We start from the raw sequence: 15,680 nt of genomic DNA on the forward strand, positions 1-15,680 counted from the left end.
TTTATGCCCATTCAACCAGTAGGAAGCGGGTATTACTATCAATTTTTTTAAGTAGTCTTAATCTGACGGGGATTGGCCGCATTCTAAGCGCCAGAACGTAAGAAATGATCACGTCTAACTCAGGTTCATTCTCAAATCTGTGGGCGACCATGGCGTTATTCATGCAGGGAGCAATTTCCAAAAATAAATTCTTACCTAAAACACGTGCCTGTCGCAAGGCTGCACTTTTAGCTTCAAAAATATTGTAGATTACCACTTCTGAAGCGTCATTAAAGCCAATTATTCCGAAGTCGAGAGTATCCAGCTGATCTAGCGCGCCCAACAATGCTTGTATCGATGCTTCTTCGAACGTAAGATTCATTTCCCTACTCACTCGCAAAGTACAATATTAATTTTTAAACACCCCAGTCGGGCTGTATTCACCCTACCATATAGCAATAAGTTCTCTACCCTTTCAGCATTCAATATGAAGAGCGGATGGCTACCTGCCAATTTAACCTTATCCCCTGTTCCAATGTCTCGCATCTCAAGCGCCTACCTTCGGAACGTTGCGAAAAGAGTCTAGTATCAAACCAAGCATAGCTACTCATTTTTTTATTGCGCCGTCCTCTAACTGTATTTTAGCAGCCCCCTGATCTGTCACCCTGGATAGCTATCGATCCCTTACGGAGGATATTTTGATATTGATACTCAGATGCAGGGCAAGAGCTTTATCATTAGCGCCTTGGCCATGGCGCATTTAAGGCAATCTATGCTTTATTCCACGCGTTGGGTGCGACCAGAGCCATTGCTTCAAACGCAGGCTTGGCGAACCAAAACCCCTGCATCAGATAAACTCCGCAGTCGGTAAGAAAATCCCGTTCCTCGGCGTGTTCGACTCCTTCTGCAATGATTTTAATACCCAGCTCTGCACATATTATGACAACACCACGAACGATAGCCTGACGGGAGCGATCACGATGGATATTACGCACTAGCGCTATATCAAGTTTTATAAGATCCGGTTGAAAGTCTGCCAACAGTGTCAACCCTGAATATCCTGCCCCAAAGTCATCAATTGCTGTTTTGAAGCCGAATTCCCGGTATTCACGCAGAATGTTGGTCAGGTGGTGATTATTATCAACGCATTCGCTTTCGACTGTTTCGAAAATCAACCGATCTAGCGGAAAGTTATGAACTCGGGCGGCTTCCAACGTGCTTCTAATGCACAACTCTGGACGGTAAACGGCGTTGGGTAGAAAGTTAATTGATAGGTGTTGAGTCATTCCAAGTTGCGCAGCAGTGGAAATAGCACGCACGCGGCAGAGCTGATCGAATCGATAACGGTTCTGATCGGTTACTTTTTCCAGCACTGACAGCGCCCCGTCACCATTAATGCCTCTCACCAGCGCCTCATGTGCAAAAATTGATTGATCACGCACGTCCACAATTGGTTGAAAAGCGAATGTAAAATCTATATCCAGCTCAAGAGTGTTTTTGCAACCTTGGCAACCATTGGACGAAGTCAATGAGCTTGGAAAAACTGTCACGTCGCACTCCAAAAAATCAATTACTATTTATATGATAGCCATTCCAATTAATGCCTGAGCATCTGAATAAACAACAAATCAACTTTGGAAGGACTTTAATGACTGGGGTGGGCGTTTTGATTGTAGCAGTTTATTCTTATATTACTTCTCGCCGACTGAGAAATGAACGATTTTTAGCCTTCGAAATAACACGACGAGGTCAAAAACGGTTATAGCTTAGACACTTAACCTAATTTCACACAGCTGGACTTTTTTGACATAGGGAACTGTCATTCGCTGATTGCAGGGCTATGCGGCAAAATTAAAGACTAAAATAATCAGACGGAGAGCTTCAGATGAAGGGATTTTGAGTAACGTGCTGTGTGAGTCGCTCCCAGCGGCTTGGACTCTTCAGCGGATAGCTATGAGGCGAATACGGCCCTTCACGACAGGCAGTAATCGACCCAAAGCTGACGGTGAAGCAGAGCGAGTTACTGGCACGTACTTGGACGCAAGCGTATTGTTCGATGCAATTTACCTCCCTTGGAAATCTTCAAAAAAGGACGACTTACATGGATGTTGAACTGGCCCATCAGATTGAGGCCGCAGAAAGCGAGTATTTGCGTTCGCGTGTCCATAACTTGGCAGGGGTAAGCGGAAATCCTTATGGCGCACGTGTTTTTTCCAACGGAGACTTTCCGTGTTTTCAGGTGAGCGCAACACCTAGCCCAATGCTCAACCGCATCTACGGCGACAGCGCCCGTGATCCCCAGGCAGTATTGAAGTTGCTCAAAGATTCAGCGGAACATTCGGCCGTAACTCCCCTTATCGGGAAACTTTCCGCGTTGGGGCAGTACTCACTCGTAGGCGACGCGCAGCTTGAGCGTTTGAGGGGCTGGACTCACTTGCAATTCGCATGTGCCATCGAGAAAGTGGTCTTGAGTCGTCACTCATTCGAAATCGAGGAAGTCACGTCAAAAACTCTTGCTCAGTTCGCAGATGTGCATGCTGGCGGTTTTCATACCAAACCAGAGTACCGATTGCTGAATCAAGCATCCTTCGCAGAGCAGACGTCGAGCGGACGTTTGAAAATCTGCGTCCTGAAAGCTGATGGGAAAGTCGTGGCAGGAGCCTCAATGTATTTGGCCAGTAATGGCATTGCCTACCTTGGAACGGCTGCCACCCGAAAGCATGCCCGGGGCCTTGGCTACCATGGGGCACTGATATCTCATCGAATTGAGCAAGCCAAGACGCATGGCTGCCACTTGATCGCCGCTACCGCGCTTGCCAGCTCCCAAAGTCGGCGAAATCTGCAACGTGCCGGGTTGACGACATCTCATGCCCAAGCACTGTACCGCCTCGCAGATAACTAAGATAAATGGCTGAACACGATCGTCCGCTTCTGGCCGAGGCTGTGTAAAAACGTTTTTGAGCGCGACAGGTACTCAAAACCGGACTGAAAATCGCGCTTCTACGCGAAATCCACATCTGCTGACGTGCCGATAAATTTCAGATTTAACGTAGACGCGCACACTTCAAATTTGGCGAAGCGTTTTTACACACTCTGGGCCGGTTGCAGGCACTCCAGAGCCATCATCATTGAAGATTTGAGTTTGGCATGATGTTTCCTCCGGAAAGAGGAAAGGGTTGCAAGATGTTGATGGGGGGCCAGGACGTTCAAACATAGACCGGGGATGTCTACCAGAGAGGGTTAGTCCAAGCAGTCATTCAATGCATCTACAAAAGTAGGGCCGAATCGGCTGGATGAGTTTTTTTGATTTCAAACCCTTGCGAAGGGTAATAGATTACTTATTGAACATTTCGGAAAAAAGCGTAGCATTGCCGACCATGATACTCGAACAGCTCAAAGCCCTGGGCAATGACACTCGCATGCAAATGATGGAGTGGCTCAAAGACCCACTTAGTAATTTCCCACCTCAGGATCATGGCGATCCTGCGATAGGAGTGTGCGTAACCCATTTGCAGCACAAGGCAGGGCTTTCACCTTCTACCGCGTCTGCACACTTAGCTATCTTGCAGCGCGCAGGCTTCGTGCTAACCACCCGCATCGGAAAGTGGACCTACTACCGACGCAATGAGCAGGCGATTGACGACTTTGCGGCTAGGTTGATCATCGAATTGTAATTTTTAAGCTTTCATTTCGTTATTTCGCGTAATTAGAAAACATAAGGAACTCCCTATGAGCAGCAAAACTATCTTCGTCCAACCCGGTGGCGGCTATGAAAACGTTGTGGTTGGCAGCAGCGAAGTCCAAGCCGCTGCGCGTGGCGAAATCACCGTACGCCTTCACGCCAACTCGCTCAACTACCACGACTTCGCGGTGGTCAGCGGTATGTGGGGCCCTAGCGAAAAACGCATCCCCATGGCCGATGGTGCAGGTGAAGTCATTACAGTCGGCCCCGATGTCACTGAATTCAAGGTGGGTGACTCGGTCGTCAGCACCTTCTTCCCGGAGTGGATCAACGGTGTGCCACTGGTTGAAGGCTTTGTCAGCGTGCCAGGTGATGGCATTGACGGCTACGCTCGTGAGCAAGTGACGGCCAAAGCCACATCGTTTACCCTCGCGCCTACTGGCTACAGCCATGCTGAAGCGTCGACGCTTACCACCGCAGGCCTTACTGCATGGCGCGCCCTGATGGCCGATGACTCACTCAAGCCGGGCGACATCGTGCTCGTCCAAGGCACTGGTGGCGTTTCAATTTTCGCCCTGCAGTTCGCTAAAATGGCCGGTGCTACCGTCATTGCTACCTCTTCAAGCGACGAAAAACTTGAACGTCTGAAAGCCCTAGGCGCTGATCATGTAATCAATTACCGCAAAGACCTTAACTGGGGCGAAACTGCACGCGCTCTAACGGGTGGCCGTGGTGTTGACCACATCATCGAAGTCGGCGGCCCTGCGACGCTTGAGCAATCGATGATTGCAATTCGGGTTGCTGGTCACATTTCCGTTATCGGGATATTGAGTGGCGTAAGCGGTGCAATGAATTTTGTACCGGCACTGATCAAGCAAGTGCGTCTGCAGGGTGTGTTGGTGGGTAGCCGCAGCCAGCAGCAAGACATGATCCGAGCCATCAATGCTAATGGCATGCGCCCGATTATTGATCGTCATTTCCCTTTGAGCGAGATTGTCGAAGCGTTCAAGTATCAGGAAACCAACCAGCATTTCGGCAAAATTTGCCTGGATATTTAAGCCAGCATGAATGGGCATGATCCATATGCCTATCTCAAAGAGATGCTGACACGGCTGCCGACGCAGCGGGCGAGAGAGATTGGCCGACTGCAGTCAGTCACGAAGAGCCGTAGTCGACCCAAAGCGCAGGGTGCGTGTCGAGGTAAATTCGTCGTTACTTTTTTGCAGGGGCCTCGCGTCAGGGGGCGATGCAGCCCCGCTCATCCCGCCAGTGCAACGGTTCTTCGAACGGGAAGGTTATCAGGAAGAGGGACGAACACACCTGAGCAATGGGCTGGGCTACTTCGTGCAAATCTTTCATAACCGAATGCCCTCCGGTTCGGACCTTTGATTCTGATGCAGTCACCTCCCCTCTGTGGCAACGGGTTAACCCACCGCCACAGAGGGTTCGCTCTTACTCCTTCACCTCAACCTTATCCAACGCCTGATTCACCGCCAATTCCCCCAACATCACCACTTGGGTAATCCCCAACAGCGTCTTGCGATGCGAGTTATCCAGCAACGCCGCGAAATTGCTGAGCATGGTGGTGGCCGAGCCCAATGATTCGCTGGCGTTGGCCAGCAGGGATTCGGTGTCGTACTTGGGGTTGGCGAGGAACATGGGTTCGGGTTCGTGGTTGCAGGCCATGATGTGGGCGCCCGGATTGAGGTAATGGTCGAGGGCGCGTTCGGCGGCTTCGTTGAGTTTTTTCGAATCGAGGGATTCGTACGGGGATGCCGGATCGGTGTCCGGTGGGTTGGGAGTTGGTTTGATCATAGATGACACTCCGATGCTGCTTAAAAAGGAGCCATCGCCCTCTCGCTACCAAACGGAGGGTGGCGGCCATACGGAGGTTGGTAGACCGGGCATCGGAACCGGCGCCCCCGAAGGAGCCCTACGCATGGCCACCATAAAATCGCAGTCCTGAGAAAGGACCGCTGAAGGTGACGCTATGCGTCGATGCTGAGGGTCTACCAAACCCATCACTGTTTTTAGTGACGAGACCACGATAGAACCCATGCCCTAGACGCACAAGCCGGCGGATTCTGGCGCACGCGTAGGTAACGACGCAAGGCACTGTAGCCGTTAGGACGTAACGCCGAGTGTCTTTAAACGCGCGCCCTCAAACATGTTTAAGACATTAAAAAAACAGGGACGCGTAGCGCTCGCCCAAAAGCGTACACGCCGGCCTGTTTGCGTCAGAAAACAATGAGAGAGATTAAAATGCCGGTTGAATGCCAAAAGTGCGATCAAGGTTCAGTTCGAGCAATGGTTGTGCAGTCCTTCGCGACACCTATTGACGAGGTCAAAAGCGGTTAATATGCCCCCGCTTCGTCTACCCTCACAAAGCGCCAAGGACGATTCAGCTTGTGCCTGGCGCATCGATATTTTTCTGTTCATTCACCGGAGAGCTTCCATGCTCAAGCGTACCCTGGCATTGGCCGTCGGCCTGACCCTGACATTTGGCAGCCTGTTGGCGCAGGCCGCCGACACCTTGAAAGTCAGCGCGATTCCCGATGAAGCCCCTACCGAACTGCTGCGCAAGTTCAAGCCGCTGGGCGCTTATCTGGAGCAAAAACTCGGGATGAAGGTCGAGTTCGTGCCCGTGAGCGACTATCCGGCGGTGGTCGAGGCGCTGGCTACTGACCGTATCGATCTGGCCTGGCTGGGCGGTTTCACGTTTGTGCAGGCGCGCCTGAAAACCGGTAATGCCATTCCACTGGTGCAGCGCGAACAGGACGCCCAGTTCACCAGCAAATTCATCACCGCTGACCCGAACGTCAAATCCCTCGCCGACCTCAAGGGCAAGACCTTCGCGTTCGGCTCGGTGTCCTCGACATCGGGCAGTCTCATGCCGCGTTATTTCATGCTCAAGGACGGCATCAAGCCTGAAACCTACTTCAGCCGCGTCGGCTACTCCGGCGCCCATGACGCCACCGTCGCCTGGGTCCAGGCCGGCAAGGTGGACGCCGGGGTGCTGAACGCCAGCGTGTGGGAAAAACTCGTGGCTGCCGGCAAGGTCGACACTGCCAAAGTCAAAGTGTTTGCGACCACCCCGGCCTACTTCGACTACAACTGGACGGTGCGCGGGACCCTCGACCCGGCGCTGGCGGCAAAGATCAAGGCAGCCTTCCTCGCGCTTGATCCAGCGAACCCGAAGGACAAGGAAATTCTCGATTTGCAGGCGGCCAGCCGGTTCATCGAAACCAGCCCTGACAATTACAAAGGCATCGAGGAAGCCGCACGCGCCGCCGAACTGCTGAAATGACATTGCGCCTGACCCAGACCAGCCTGACTCACGCCAACGGTGTTCAGGCGTTGCGTGACGTGAACCTGCACATCGGTGCAGGCGAACAGGTTGCGATCATCGGCCCGTCCGGGGCCGGCAAGTCGAGCCTGCTCAACGTGCTGGCCACCGCGTTGCGACCGGACAACGGCGAGTTGCAGGTGCTCGGCGAGCGAGCGTGGCTGCTGTCTGCCCGTCAGCGCCAGCGTTTACGCGCACGCATCGGTCTGATCCATCAATCGCCGCCCCTGCCACCGCGCCAGCGTGTGGTCACCGCGGTGCTGGCCGGAAAGCTGGGACAGTGGGGTCTGGGCAAGAGCCTGCTGAACCTGGTGCATCCGCTAGATGTTCCGGGCGCACGTGCGGCGCTGGCCAGGCTGGACCTGAGCGACAAGTTGTTTGCGCAATGCCAGCAACTGTCCGGCGGCCAGCTCCAGCGTGTGGGCATTGCCCGCGTGTTGTATCAAGCGCCCGAGGTGTTACTGGCTGATGAGCCGGTTTCAGCGATGGACCCGGTGCTGGCCGAACACACGCTTTCGGTGCTCTGCCGCCACGCCCGGGAGCACAACGTCACCCTGGTCGCCAGCCTGCATGCGGTGGAGCTGGCCCTCGCGCACTTTTCGCGGATCATCGGCCTGCGTGACGGGCAGATCCTGTTCGACCTTGCGGCCGGCGCCGTCGACCGCGAGCTGCTCGACAAGCTCTACGCCAATGAGCAGTTGCACGCCTCGCCGGTGCCTCCCGTGTCCTTGAGTGTGCAGATTCCCCGATGCTGACGTCTGCCTCGCGCGATCCCGCCGCCCTGCCCCGCTTGCTCCTCAGCCTGCTGGCGATCGCCCTGTTTTGGCCGGGCATCCACTTCAGCGAGTTGGACCTCAGCGTTTTAGTATCGAGTGACAGTCAGAGAGAGATGGGCCGGTTTGTCTCCGCCTTCTGGCCACCGGCCCATGACGCGGAGTTCATCGAGCTGCTGTTGCAGGCCACTCTGCAGACCCTGGCCATCGCCACGGCCGGCATGGCCCTGGCGTTGCTATTGGCCGTCCCCGCCAGCCTGCTGGCCAGCCGCGCCCTGTCGCTGTCGGCGGCCTCCCGTGCCGGTCGCCCAAGCTTCGGCGGCCAGCTGCTGCGTTGGCCGGTACGCGGTTTGCTGATCTTCCTGCGCAGTGTGCCGGAAATCGTCTGGGCCCTGCTGTTCGTGCGCGCCGTCGGCCTCGGCCCGACCGCGGGGGTTCTGGCCATTGCGATTACCTACAGCGGCATGTTGGGCAAGGTCTACGCGGAAATTTTCGAGTCGGTCGACCAGCGCCCGGCCCATGCATTACTGCGTTCAGGCAGCGGGCGGCTCGCAGCGTTTTGCTACGGAATCCTGCCCAATGTCGCGGCGGAGCTGATGTCGTACACGGTGTACCGTTGGGAGTGCGCCATCCGCGCCTCGGTGGTGATGGGCTTCGTCGGCGCCGGCGGTCTGGGCCAGCAAATGGATCTGTCGTTACGCATGTTCGCCGGGGGTGAAGTGGCCAGTTTGTTACTCACCTTCCTCGTTCTGGTGCTGCTCGCCGATCAACTCAGCCGCCTGCTGCGCTGGAGGCTGACATGAATCGTCTGATCAACCTGGCGCTGGTCCTGGGCATTGGCGCCGCGGTAGTCGCCTCGTTCATCTACCTGGGCATCGACCTCGGCGAACTCGGCGGTGCCGGCAATCTGAAGCAGATGGCTGCCTATGTTCAGCGTTTCCTCAGCCCGGACCTGAGCGCAAGCCATCTGCAAGCCATCGCTCATGGCGCCTTGGAAACCATTGCCATGTCTGCCCTGGGCACCCTGCTCGCGGCGGTATTCGGCCTGCTGTTGGCATTGCCCGCGGCCGGGCGTTTCGGATGGCCGTTTCAGAGTGCGTCGCGTCTGGTCCTCAATGCCTTGCGCGCGGTACCGGAACTGGTATGGGCGGCGCTGATGGTGCTGGCCGCCGGACTCGGCCCCAATGCCGGCACCCTCGCCTTGGCCCTGCACACCACTGGCGTACTCGGCCGGCTGTTTGCCGAAGCCTTGGAAAACACCCCGCCCGAACCGGCAGACGCCATCCGCCTGCAGGGTGGCAATGCCGTATGGGCATTCTGTTACGGCACACTGCCCAACCTGTTGCCGCAGCTGCTGGCCTACATCCTGTACCGCTGGGAAAACAATATCCGCATGGCCAGTGTGCTCGGCTTCGTCGGCGCCGGTGGTCTGGGACAAATGCTCTATGTCAGCCTCAGCCTGTTCCAGGAAGCTCAAGCCAGCACGGTGATCCTGGCCATGTTGCTATTGGTGTTCGCCGTCGATTCATTGAGCAGCTGGAGCCGTCAACGCTGGGTCAAGGCCTGACTGCTTTCGCAGAACGCCCTACTCCTCCAAACGCCCTGTCCCCTCACGGTCGTGTTCGTAGTGCCTGATGAGCGCAAACGCCGGCAACCAGAACTCGCGACGCACGATCCAGCTCTCGTAAGTTGGCGTCAGTTGATCAGGGGCATCGAGTGACCCCAGGTTCACTTCGATTTCGTCGGCAGTACGTGCAAAAACGGACGAACCGCAACGCGGACAAAAATGCCGCCCGGCGTAGTCGCGGGTTTCGCCCTCGATCGTCACTGCCTCCTGAGGGAAGATCGCGCTGGCATTGAAAAGAGCCCCATGATGCTTGCGGCAGTCGAGACAGTGACAAAGGCCGACCCGGTAGGGCCGTCCTGACGCTTTGATTCGAACATTGCCGCACAGGCAGCCGCCGGTGAATCGCTTCATGCTGCGTCTCCTCTGATATCAAACGGTCGGACGTCTCGACCAGCGGGTTGGAAATAACCGGCTATCCCACCTAATTTTTCAACTCCCGACGACTCAGCAAAGTTGAAGAAAAGGAGCCATCCAATGCGAACCCTCAAAGCGATTTTTATCATAGCCCTGTTATCCACGGGATTGATTGCTCATATGGGCATCGCGACCGCCGAAGGCGACGTTGCGAAAGACGTCAGAGAAGATGTTCGTGATGTGGACAAAGATGTCGACCGAGACGGAAAAGACATCGATAAAGAAGCGAAGAAACTGGATAAAGAACGACATAAGGATGGTCATCATCTCGATGAGGAGGCGAAAAAAGACCTTTGATGCTGATAGAAATGTGCTGCTCATCATCTGGAGGCTGCTTCTTGGATCCCGAAACTTGCGCGTAACGAGAACTGTTCTAAACTGCGAAAAGTTGCGCGCAAACCTCTCAACGCCATGCAGGACGTGGCCTTGAGCATTTTCGCGGTGTCTTCTGATCACCCTTCGGCAACGCACAGGCGCACTGCGCCACGCAGTTCCTCGCCAAGCCACCGAAGGTCGCGATCATGCCCAGAGCTTTCAGCGTCCGCCCCTTTGCATTCTGCGCGAGCGTATTGGCGCTTTCATTGACCGGTTGTGCGACACAGCAGTCCGCTGAGCCTGCGTCACAACCGCTGCGCCAGAATCCCGAGTTCACCTACGATGCCAGCGGCGTGACGCACGCCACGCTGACGGCGGCCGAACAGCAGGTCAACGTAGGGAACGAGCGTTATGTTTCGCTGGTGTTCAACGGCGATTACGATTCGCCGCTGATTCGCACGCGACCGGGCGGCACCATGGCGATACGCCTGGATAACCGCATGGACGAAATCACCAACCTGCATTTCCACGGCATGCAGGTATCGCCCCTGGATCAGGGTGACAATATTTTTCGCGTGACCCAACCCCATCAGGTCGGCGAATACACCGTCAAGTTGCCCCTCAATCACAGCCCAGGGGCCTACTGGTATCACAGCCATTTCCATGGTGGCTCTCAGCGTCAGGTGTCCGCCGGGATCGCCGGACCGATCCTCGTCGACGGCATGCTCGATCCGTTTCCCGAACTCAAGGGCATCAAGGAACAGGTCCTGGTCTTGCGTAACTTTCAGAAAACCCTGACGGGCAAAGTCGCCAGCGAGATCATCACCAGCGCGCCGTCGATTCGCACGGTCAACGGCCAGGAAGTCCCGATTATCGACATCAAGCCCGGCGAAACCCAGCTCTGGCATTTCATCAATATTGCGGCGAACCAGTATTTCCGGATTCGCATCAACGGTCAGTCGGTGCAGGTGTTGTCGCGCGATGGCAATACCGTTACGCGCCGGGTCGACGCCGATCAGGTGCTGATCGGGCCATCGGCGCGGTTCAGTGTGTTGGTGGTCGGGCCACCGGCAGGCTCCTACGAAATCGAAACAGGCTCCGGCAACACCGGCCCGGCCGGCGATGACTACCCGGCGGCCAAACTCGCGGTGTTGCGATCCAGCGGTGAGCGGGTCGCGACCCGGCAGATCACCAGCGCCTATCCGCCGGCAGAAGACTTCAGCAAGATCGCGGTGAACAAGACACGTCAGTTCGCCTTCCAGGATTCGGACACCGACCCCAACGCGTTCTTGATCAACGGCACCCGCTTCGAGCTGGACCGGGTCAACACCACGGTCAAGCTCGGCGACGTGGAAGAGTGGCGCCTGTTCAACCCGTCCCAGGAATTGCACCAGTTTCATATTCACCAGGTGGACTTCCAGGTCACCGAGATCAATGGCAAACCGGTGCAGTTCAGCGGCTATCGGGACAACGTATTCATCCCCGCTACGGGCTCGATCACCGTGCGAATTCCGTTTCGCGATCCGGTGATTCTTGGCAAGTTCGTTTATCACTGCCACATCCTCGAACACGAGGACGGCGGCATGATGCAGGCGATCCAGGTGGTCAAGCCCGAGGACTACGAGCAGGCGGTCAAGCTCGAACCCCTGGGCGGGCTGTACGGTGAAAACAATCAGTTGTGCTCCTACCTGCGCAACACCGGACAGGACCCGAAAGCGTCCAGCCCGCTGATCAAGTAAAAGGGGCGATGCCATGAGCAACTATCGCTTGGCTATGTTGTTGCTGGGATCGGTATGCGGCGTTGAGGCGACGCTGGCCGATGACGGGCAATACCCCAACGTCGGCATGGATTACGACGCGACTTTTCAATATGACCACGTGCATGCCGATTCGCCCCAGGGCGGCAATCGCAACAGCACGGATGCCTACCCGGACATCAACACCACGTTTTACTTCCGTTTCACCCACGACCAGCAGATCCGGTTTTCCACCGAGATCAACCCCATAGCGGGGCCGGAACCTGGGCAGAAACGTTTTTTTGAAGACGTGGGACTGGTGATCAACGACCTCAACTATTACCAGAACAACGCCAACTCGGCCTTCAGTGTCGGCAAGTACCACGTGCCGTTCGGTCGTGCGCAGGACCAGGCGCCCGGGCTCTACACCGAAGATTTCGTCAGCACCTACGACCTGGACGGCATGCTCGGCGGCACGGTGGCGTATCGGTTTTTCGATCAGCGCCTGGGCATGATCGAACCCAACGTCAGTTTCTACACCGCCGACAATTCGTTTCTCGGCCGGCCTTACCTGCGCCATGGCGAAAAGCTCCAGCGCAGCGACGGCGGTCCGTCGAACACCGGGAAGCTCGACTCCTATGCGCTGACCGTGAACTGGCTGGCAATTCCGGCGGTGCCTTATCTGGAAACGCAGTTCGGCTACATGTTCAACAAAAAGGCCGAGGACGAGACGCAAGCCAATCCACCTGGTGAAGATGATGAAACCATCAAGATCGCCTCCGCCCGCTATATCTGGGCCTACGCGCCAAGCACTGACCTGGAGCCGACGCTGGCGGGGCGTTACTTCGATATCGTGCCCTTCATCGAATTCGCCGATGTCGACAATGAAGATGGCATCAAAGGCAATGACACCCGTTACCTGACCACCTCGCTGACGTTCGATTTCGGCGACTGGGCCCTTGGCGCGACCCGCACCGACAAGCATCGCGAATCGACCGGGGGCGCGGATCACCAGGATTACCTCAACGAACTGAGCCTGACCTACAACATCACCGGCCAGATCAAGCTGGGGCTGTCCGCCGGCACCCAGAAAGAGGACGGCCAAATGTCGGAGCTGATTGGTCTGGCGCTGACCTATTCGGGAGGGTATTGAGCGATGAACAGGCTGCGCGTGGCAGGCCTTCTGCTGCTGATGGGATTGGCGAGCGGCGTCACGGCGGCGACCCGTACCGACATCGGCGGGCCGTTCCAACTGACCAACCAGAATGGCCAGCGGGTCACCGAACGCAGCTTTGGCCAACCGGCTTTACTGTACTTCGGGTTCATGACCTGCCCGGCCATTTGCCCTACTGACCTGGCGAAAATGGCCCGTATCAGTCGGCAACTGCAAAAAGACAAAGGCATCACGGTGCGACCGGTTTTCGTCACCATCGACCCGGAACGTGACACGCCGAAAAAACTCAAGGAGTACGTGGGCTACTTCGCCAGCGACTTCGTCGGCCTGACCGGCTCGGCGCAAGACATCGTGCGCATCACCGACGCTTATCACGTGTATTACAAGAAAGTGCCGTCCGGGGATAAGCCGGACCAGTACATGATGGACCACTCGACAATCCTGTTTCTGCTCGACAGCCAGGGCCGCTACCTCAAGCATTTCGGTCGCGGGATGGATGAGCAGGAAATCGAGAAACAGGTGGTCGCTGCACTGGCCGATGCAGCGGCCGGACGTTGAATCAAATCCCCCCAAGTTGCTTTCCGCTGATCAGGTTTCAGTGTGGCCAGAGATCCACCGGAAAGTACTTCTGCGAAATTTGCGTGTACTTGCCCGAGTCATGCAATTGCGTGAGCGCCTGATCGATTCGTGCCTTGAGTGCGGTGTCACTCTTGCGCAGGCCCGCGCCGATTCCCAGGCCATAGAGCAAGGGGTCCATCTTGACGCTGCCGATGCCTTTTTCCTCGTAGGCCAACCCGTCCTGGGACTTCAGGAAATCGATGTCGCCGAGCTTGTCGAGGAACATGACGTCGATACGGCCCGCCAACAGATCGGCGTTGCAGTCATCCTGTGTGTTGTAGATGCGGATGTTCGATGCCTTGCCATAAGCGGTCTGGATGAACTCGGCGTTGGTGGTCGAGCCCTGCACGCCGATGGATTTACCGGCCAGGCCTTCCGGTGTCAGCGTCAGATTGGCGTCCTTCGCGGCGACAAAGATCCCCGTCGTCTCGTAATACGGACGCGAGAAAGCGATGACTTTCTGCCGTTCCGGGCTGATGCCCATGGAGTTGAAGAGCACGTCGAACTTGTTGGCAAGCAGCGCCGGAATGATGCCGTCCCAGGCCACTTCCTTGATCTCGCACTCGGCTTTCATCTGCTCGCAGAGCGCGCGGATCAGGTCGGGTTCGAAACCGGTGTATTGCCCGGTGGGTGTCTTGACGAGGAACGGCGGATACGGTTCGGCAGCAACGCCGAAACGCAGCTTGTCTTCTGTTGCGCCAGCCGGCGCAGTAAAGGCACTCAACGTCAGGCCGATGGAGGCCAGCAAAGCCAGATTGCGGAATATTCGTTTCATGGTCGATCCCTTTTTTTCAGGAGGATGGTTGCAAATAAAACGATTCAACATCAGTACAAAACAGCCTTTCTACGCCTGGGGTACAGGCAACGGCAGCCATCCCTGGATCGCTTGCCAGTCCGATTCCAGGCTCGCGAAACGAGAGAGAGAAAAGGTCGACAGGTCGGCAAAACTGCACTCGCCGTCGACAACGAGGTCGCGAATGGCATGCCCGCTCGCCGGCGAGAGCCCGAAACCGACACCGGACATCGTCGCGACGGTGAGGTTATCCAGCGCGGCGGGACGGTCGATGACGGGGCGCCCGTCCGGCGTGTTTTCGATGAAACCTGCCCAACTGCGAATCACCCGTTTGTGAGCGATTTTGGGGAACAGTTCAGCCAGTCGTTTGGCGATGTTGCATTGCAGGGGCGTCGACTGCGGACGTGTGCCGCGCAGATCGGCGAGCTCGACCCATTCGTGCGGGCCGCCCCCGTAGGCCAGGTTGCCGCGCAGGGTCTGCCGGCCATACAAACCATTGCCATCCACCCCCCCCACCGCCAGTAACGGCAGCGGCTCGGTCACGATCATCTCCGCGCGAGCGGTGACCAGCGGAATGTCGACGCCCAGTTGGGCCGCCAGCTCACCGGTATGCGGGCCGGCGGCAATCACCAAGTGGTCGCAGGCGATCAAGCCTTGTGACGTTTGCACGCCCGTCACGTGGTCGCCTTGGCGTTCGATGGCGACGACGGGCGTGTGCTCGAGCACACGACCGCCGAGATTTTGCAGCGCCCATGCGTAGGCCTGCAGGGTGCGGTGCGGATTGGCGTGGCCGCCGAAATGGTAGTAATAGCCCGCCAACACGTTGTCGCCCGCGAAGGGCACGAGTTCCCGAACCTCCTGAGGGTCCAGGAGGTCAACGCGCAATCCATAATACTGGGCTTCATCCACGACTTTTTTGTCGAGTGACAACTGGTGTTCGGTGAGATCGATACTGATGCGGTCCGGGCGATATTCGGTCGGGTAACCGAGCAGTTCGTCCATCATGGGCCAGAGTCGCTGTTCTTCGAGAAACAGCGGGCTGTGGTGATGCGAGCATCCGCCGCCATTACGGCCCGAGGCGCCCCAGCCAATCAGGTGGGCATCGAGCACCAGCACATCGACGCCCTCACGCGCCAGCCACCAGGCGGCGCTCAATCCGGTCACGCCGCCACCGACGATGACGACGGACGCACGGTTGGACGATTTCTTGACTGCGTGCATGG

General features: G+C 56.7%; 17 protein-coding genes and 1 pseudogene. 12 read left to right on the top strand and 6 right to left on the bottom strand.

Translation table 11 applies throughout. The features are described from left to right. Position 1 precedes the first annotated feature (1 nt). Both ACA051_RS18470 and rimA read right to left on the bottom strand, forming a co-directional pair. Complete coding sequence (locus tag ACA051_RS18470; RefSeq protein ID WP_497371315.1) at positions 2–361, bottom strand: hypothetical protein; 360 nt, start codon at positions 359–361, stop codon at positions 2–4. Positions 362–749: 388 nt separating this feature from the next. Then, a complete protein-coding gene (gene rimA, locus ACA051_RS18475) occupies positions 750–1,529 on the bottom strand; it encodes a S6 modification regulatory phosphodiesterase RimA (RefSeq protein ID WP_497303769.1) in 780 nt (259 codons plus the stop codon). 551 nt (positions 1,530–2,080) lie between these two features. Here rimA and ACA051_RS18480 point away from each other — a divergent pair. The 4 genes and pseudogenes from ACA051_RS18480 to ACA051_RS18495 all read left to right on the top strand — a co-directional run. Then, positions 2,081–2,881 (top strand): GNAT family N-acetyltransferase, encoded by an 801-nt coding sequence (locus ACA051_RS18480; RefSeq protein ID WP_497371317.1) that lies wholly within the window; start codon positions 2,081–2,083, stop codon positions 2,879–2,881. Positions 2,882–3,356: 475 nt separating this feature from the next. Continuing rightward, a complete protein-coding gene (locus ACA051_RS18485) occupies positions 3,357–3,653 on the top strand; it encodes an ArsR/SmtB family transcription factor (RefSeq protein ID WP_072405141.1) in 297 nt (98 codons plus the stop codon). A gap of 55 nt (positions 3,654–3,708) precedes the next feature. Next, entirely contained in the window at positions 3,709–4,719 is a 1,011-nt protein-coding gene (locus tag ACA051_RS18490; protein ID WP_497303772.1) for a zinc-dependent alcohol dehydrogenase family protein, read from the top strand. Beyond that, positions 4,720–4,809 (top strand): annotated as a pseudogene (locus ACA051_RS18495) (transposase domain-containing protein); the annotation flags it as partial. Positions 4,810–5,113: 304 nt separating this feature from the next. Here the strand turns inward: ACA051_RS18495 and ACA051_RS18500 are convergent. Beyond that, positions 5,114–5,476: a DUF6124 family protein gene (locus ACA051_RS18500; RefSeq protein WP_497303774.1), complete on the bottom strand. Its 363-nt coding sequence runs from the start codon at positions 5,474–5,476 to the stop codon at positions 5,114–5,116. 640 nt (positions 5,477–6,116) lie between these two features. Here ACA051_RS18500 and ACA051_RS18505 point away from each other — a divergent pair. The 4 genes from ACA051_RS18505 to phnE are packed head-to-tail and all read left to right on the top strand — an operon-like array spanning position 6,117 to position 9,347. Beyond that, positions 6,117–6,968 carry a putative selenate ABC transporter substrate-binding protein gene (locus tag ACA051_RS18505; protein ID WP_497303776.1) on the top strand — a complete coding sequence of 284 codons (852 nt, stop codon included), beginning with the start codon at positions 6,117–6,119 and terminating at the stop codon, positions 6,966–6,968. Continuing rightward, positions 6,965–7,762: a phosphonate ABC transporter ATP-binding protein gene (locus ACA051_RS18510; protein ID WP_497303777.1), complete on the top strand. Its 798-nt coding sequence runs from the start codon at positions 6,965–6,967 to the stop codon at positions 7,760–7,762. The genes ACA051_RS18505 and ACA051_RS18510 overlap by 4 nt, the downstream gene beginning before the upstream one ends. Continuing rightward, entirely contained in the window at positions 7,756–8,583 is an 828-nt protein-coding gene (locus ACA051_RS18515; protein ID WP_497371319.1) for a PhnE/PtxC family ABC transporter permease, read from the top strand. Before ACA051_RS18510 ends, ACA051_RS18515 begins: the two co-directional genes overlap by 7 nt. After that, positions 8,580–9,347 (top strand): phosphonate ABC transporter, permease protein PhnE, encoded by a 768-nt coding sequence (phnE, locus tag ACA051_RS18520; RefSeq protein ID WP_497371321.1) that lies wholly within the window; start codon positions 8,580–8,582, stop codon positions 9,345–9,347. The genes ACA051_RS18515 and phnE overlap by 4 nt, the downstream gene beginning before the upstream one ends. Positions 9,348–9,365: 18 nt before the next feature. On the opposite strand, the gene ACA051_RS18525 is transcribed toward phnE, so the two are convergent. Further along, positions 9,366–9,758 carry a GFA family protein gene (locus tag ACA051_RS18525; RefSeq protein WP_497371323.1) on the bottom strand — a complete coding sequence of 131 codons (393 nt, stop codon included), beginning with the start codon at positions 9,756–9,758 and terminating at the stop codon, positions 9,366–9,368. A 123-nt stretch (positions 9,759–9,881) separates the two neighbouring features. Here ACA051_RS18525 and ACA051_RS18530 point away from each other — a divergent pair, with 123 nt between their 5' ends. From ACA051_RS18530 to ACA051_RS18545, 4 genes are all read left to right on the top strand, one after another. Beyond that, the gene (locus tag ACA051_RS18530) at positions 9,882–10,118 is read left to right on the top strand and encodes a hypothetical protein (protein WP_497371325.1); all 237 of its coding nucleotides are present in this window, start codon (positions 9,882–9,884) and stop codon (positions 10,116–10,118) included. A gap of 224 nt (positions 10,119–10,342) precedes the next feature. Next, complete coding sequence (locus ACA051_RS18535; RefSeq protein WP_497371327.1) at positions 10,343–11,875, top strand: multicopper oxidase family protein; 1,533 nt, start codon at positions 10,343–10,345, stop codon at positions 11,873–11,875. A gap of 13 nt (positions 11,876–11,888) precedes the next feature. After that, positions 11,889–13,025: a hypothetical protein gene (locus ACA051_RS18540; protein ID WP_497371329.1), complete on the top strand. Its 1,137-nt coding sequence runs from the start codon at positions 11,889–11,891 to the stop codon at positions 13,023–13,025. A 3-nt stretch (positions 13,026–13,028) separates the two neighbouring features. Further along, the gene (locus ACA051_RS18545; RefSeq protein WP_497303790.1) at positions 13,029–13,604 is read left to right on the top strand and encodes an SCO family protein; all 576 of its coding nucleotides are present in this window, start codon (positions 13,029–13,031) and stop codon (positions 13,602–13,604) included. A gap of 37 nt (positions 13,605–13,641) precedes the next feature. Here the strand turns inward: ACA051_RS18545 and ACA051_RS18550 are convergent, their stop codons facing one another. Both ACA051_RS18550 and ACA051_RS18555 read right to left on the bottom strand, forming a co-directional pair. Further along, on the bottom strand, positions 13,642–14,439 hold the full coding sequence (locus tag ACA051_RS18550) for a transporter substrate-binding domain-containing protein (protein ID WP_497303792.1): 798 nt from the start codon (positions 14,437–14,439) through the stop codon (positions 13,642–13,644). A 69-nt stretch (positions 14,440–14,508) separates the two neighbouring features. Next, positions 14,509–15,678: an NAD(P)/FAD-dependent oxidoreductase gene (locus tag ACA051_RS18555; RefSeq protein WP_497371331.1), complete on the bottom strand. Its 1,170-nt coding sequence runs from the start codon at positions 15,676–15,678 to the stop codon at positions 14,509–14,511. Positions 15,679–15,680 lie beyond the last annotated feature (2 nt).

This window comes from Pseudomonas sp. LBUM1669 (assembly GCF_059695705.1).

What these genes read in the sequence shown, in the direction of transcription:
- ACA051_RS18500 (WP_497303774.1), bottom strand. Translation starts at nt 5,476, where the DNA reads ATGATCAAACCAACTCCCAACCCACCGGACACCGATCCGGCATCCCCG.
- ACA051_RS18480 (WP_497371317.1), top strand. Translation starts at nt 2,081, where the DNA reads ATGGATGTTGAACTGGCCCATCAGATTGAGGCCGCAGAAAGCGAGTAT.
- ACA051_RS18530 (WP_497371325.1), top strand. Translation starts at nt 9,882, where the DNA reads ATGCGAACCCTCAAAGCGATTTTTATCATAGCCCTGTTATCCACGGGA.
- ACA051_RS18535 (WP_497371327.1), top strand. Translation starts at nt 10,343, where the DNA reads ATGCCCAGAGCTTTCAGCGTCCGCCCCTTTGCATTCTGCGCGAGCGTA.
- ACA051_RS18525 (WP_497371323.1), bottom strand. Translation starts at nt 9,758, where the DNA reads ATGAAGCGATTCACCGGCGGCTGCCTGTGCGGCAATGTTCGAATCAAA.
- ACA051_RS18545 (WP_497303790.1), top strand. Translation starts at nt 13,029, where the DNA reads ATGAACAGGCTGCGCGTGGCAGGCCTTCTGCTGCTGATGGGATTGGCG.
- ACA051_RS18470 (WP_497371315.1), bottom strand. Translation starts at nt 361, where the DNA reads ATGAATCTTACGTTCGAAGAAGCATCGATACAAGCATTGTTGGGCGCG.
- ACA051_RS18490 (WP_497303772.1), top strand. Translation starts at nt 3,709, where the DNA reads ATGAGCAGCAAAACTATCTTCGTCCAACCCGGTGGCGGCTATGAAAAC.
- ACA051_RS18510 (WP_497303777.1), top strand. Translation starts at nt 6,965, where the DNA reads ATGACATTGCGCCTGACCCAGACCAGCCTGACTCACGCCAACGGTGTT.
- phnE (WP_497371321.1), top strand. Translation starts at nt 8,580, where the DNA reads ATGAATCGTCTGATCAACCTGGCGCTGGTCCTGGGCATTGGCGCCGCG.
- ACA051_RS18555 (WP_497371331.1), bottom strand. Translation starts at nt 15,678, where the DNA reads ATGCACGCAGTCAAGAAATCGTCCAACCGTGCGTCCGTCGTCATCGTC.
- ACA051_RS18540 (WP_497371329.1), top strand. Translation starts at nt 11,889, where the DNA reads ATGAGCAACTATCGCTTGGCTATGTTGTTGCTGGGATCGGTATGCGGC.
- ACA051_RS18550 (WP_497303792.1), bottom strand. Translation starts at nt 14,439, where the DNA reads ATGAAACGAATATTCCGCAATCTGGCTTTGCTGGCCTCCATCGGCCTG.
- ACA051_RS18485 (WP_072405141.1), top strand. Translation starts at nt 3,357, where the DNA reads ATGATACTCGAACAGCTCAAAGCCCTGGGCAATGACACTCGCATGCAA.
- ACA051_RS18505 (WP_497303776.1), top strand. Translation starts at nt 6,117, where the DNA reads ATGCTCAAGCGTACCCTGGCATTGGCCGTCGGCCTGACCCTGACATTT.
- ACA051_RS18515 (WP_497371319.1), top strand. Translation starts at nt 7,756, where the DNA reads ATGCTGACGTCTGCCTCGCGCGATCCCGCCGCCCTGCCCCGCTTGCTC.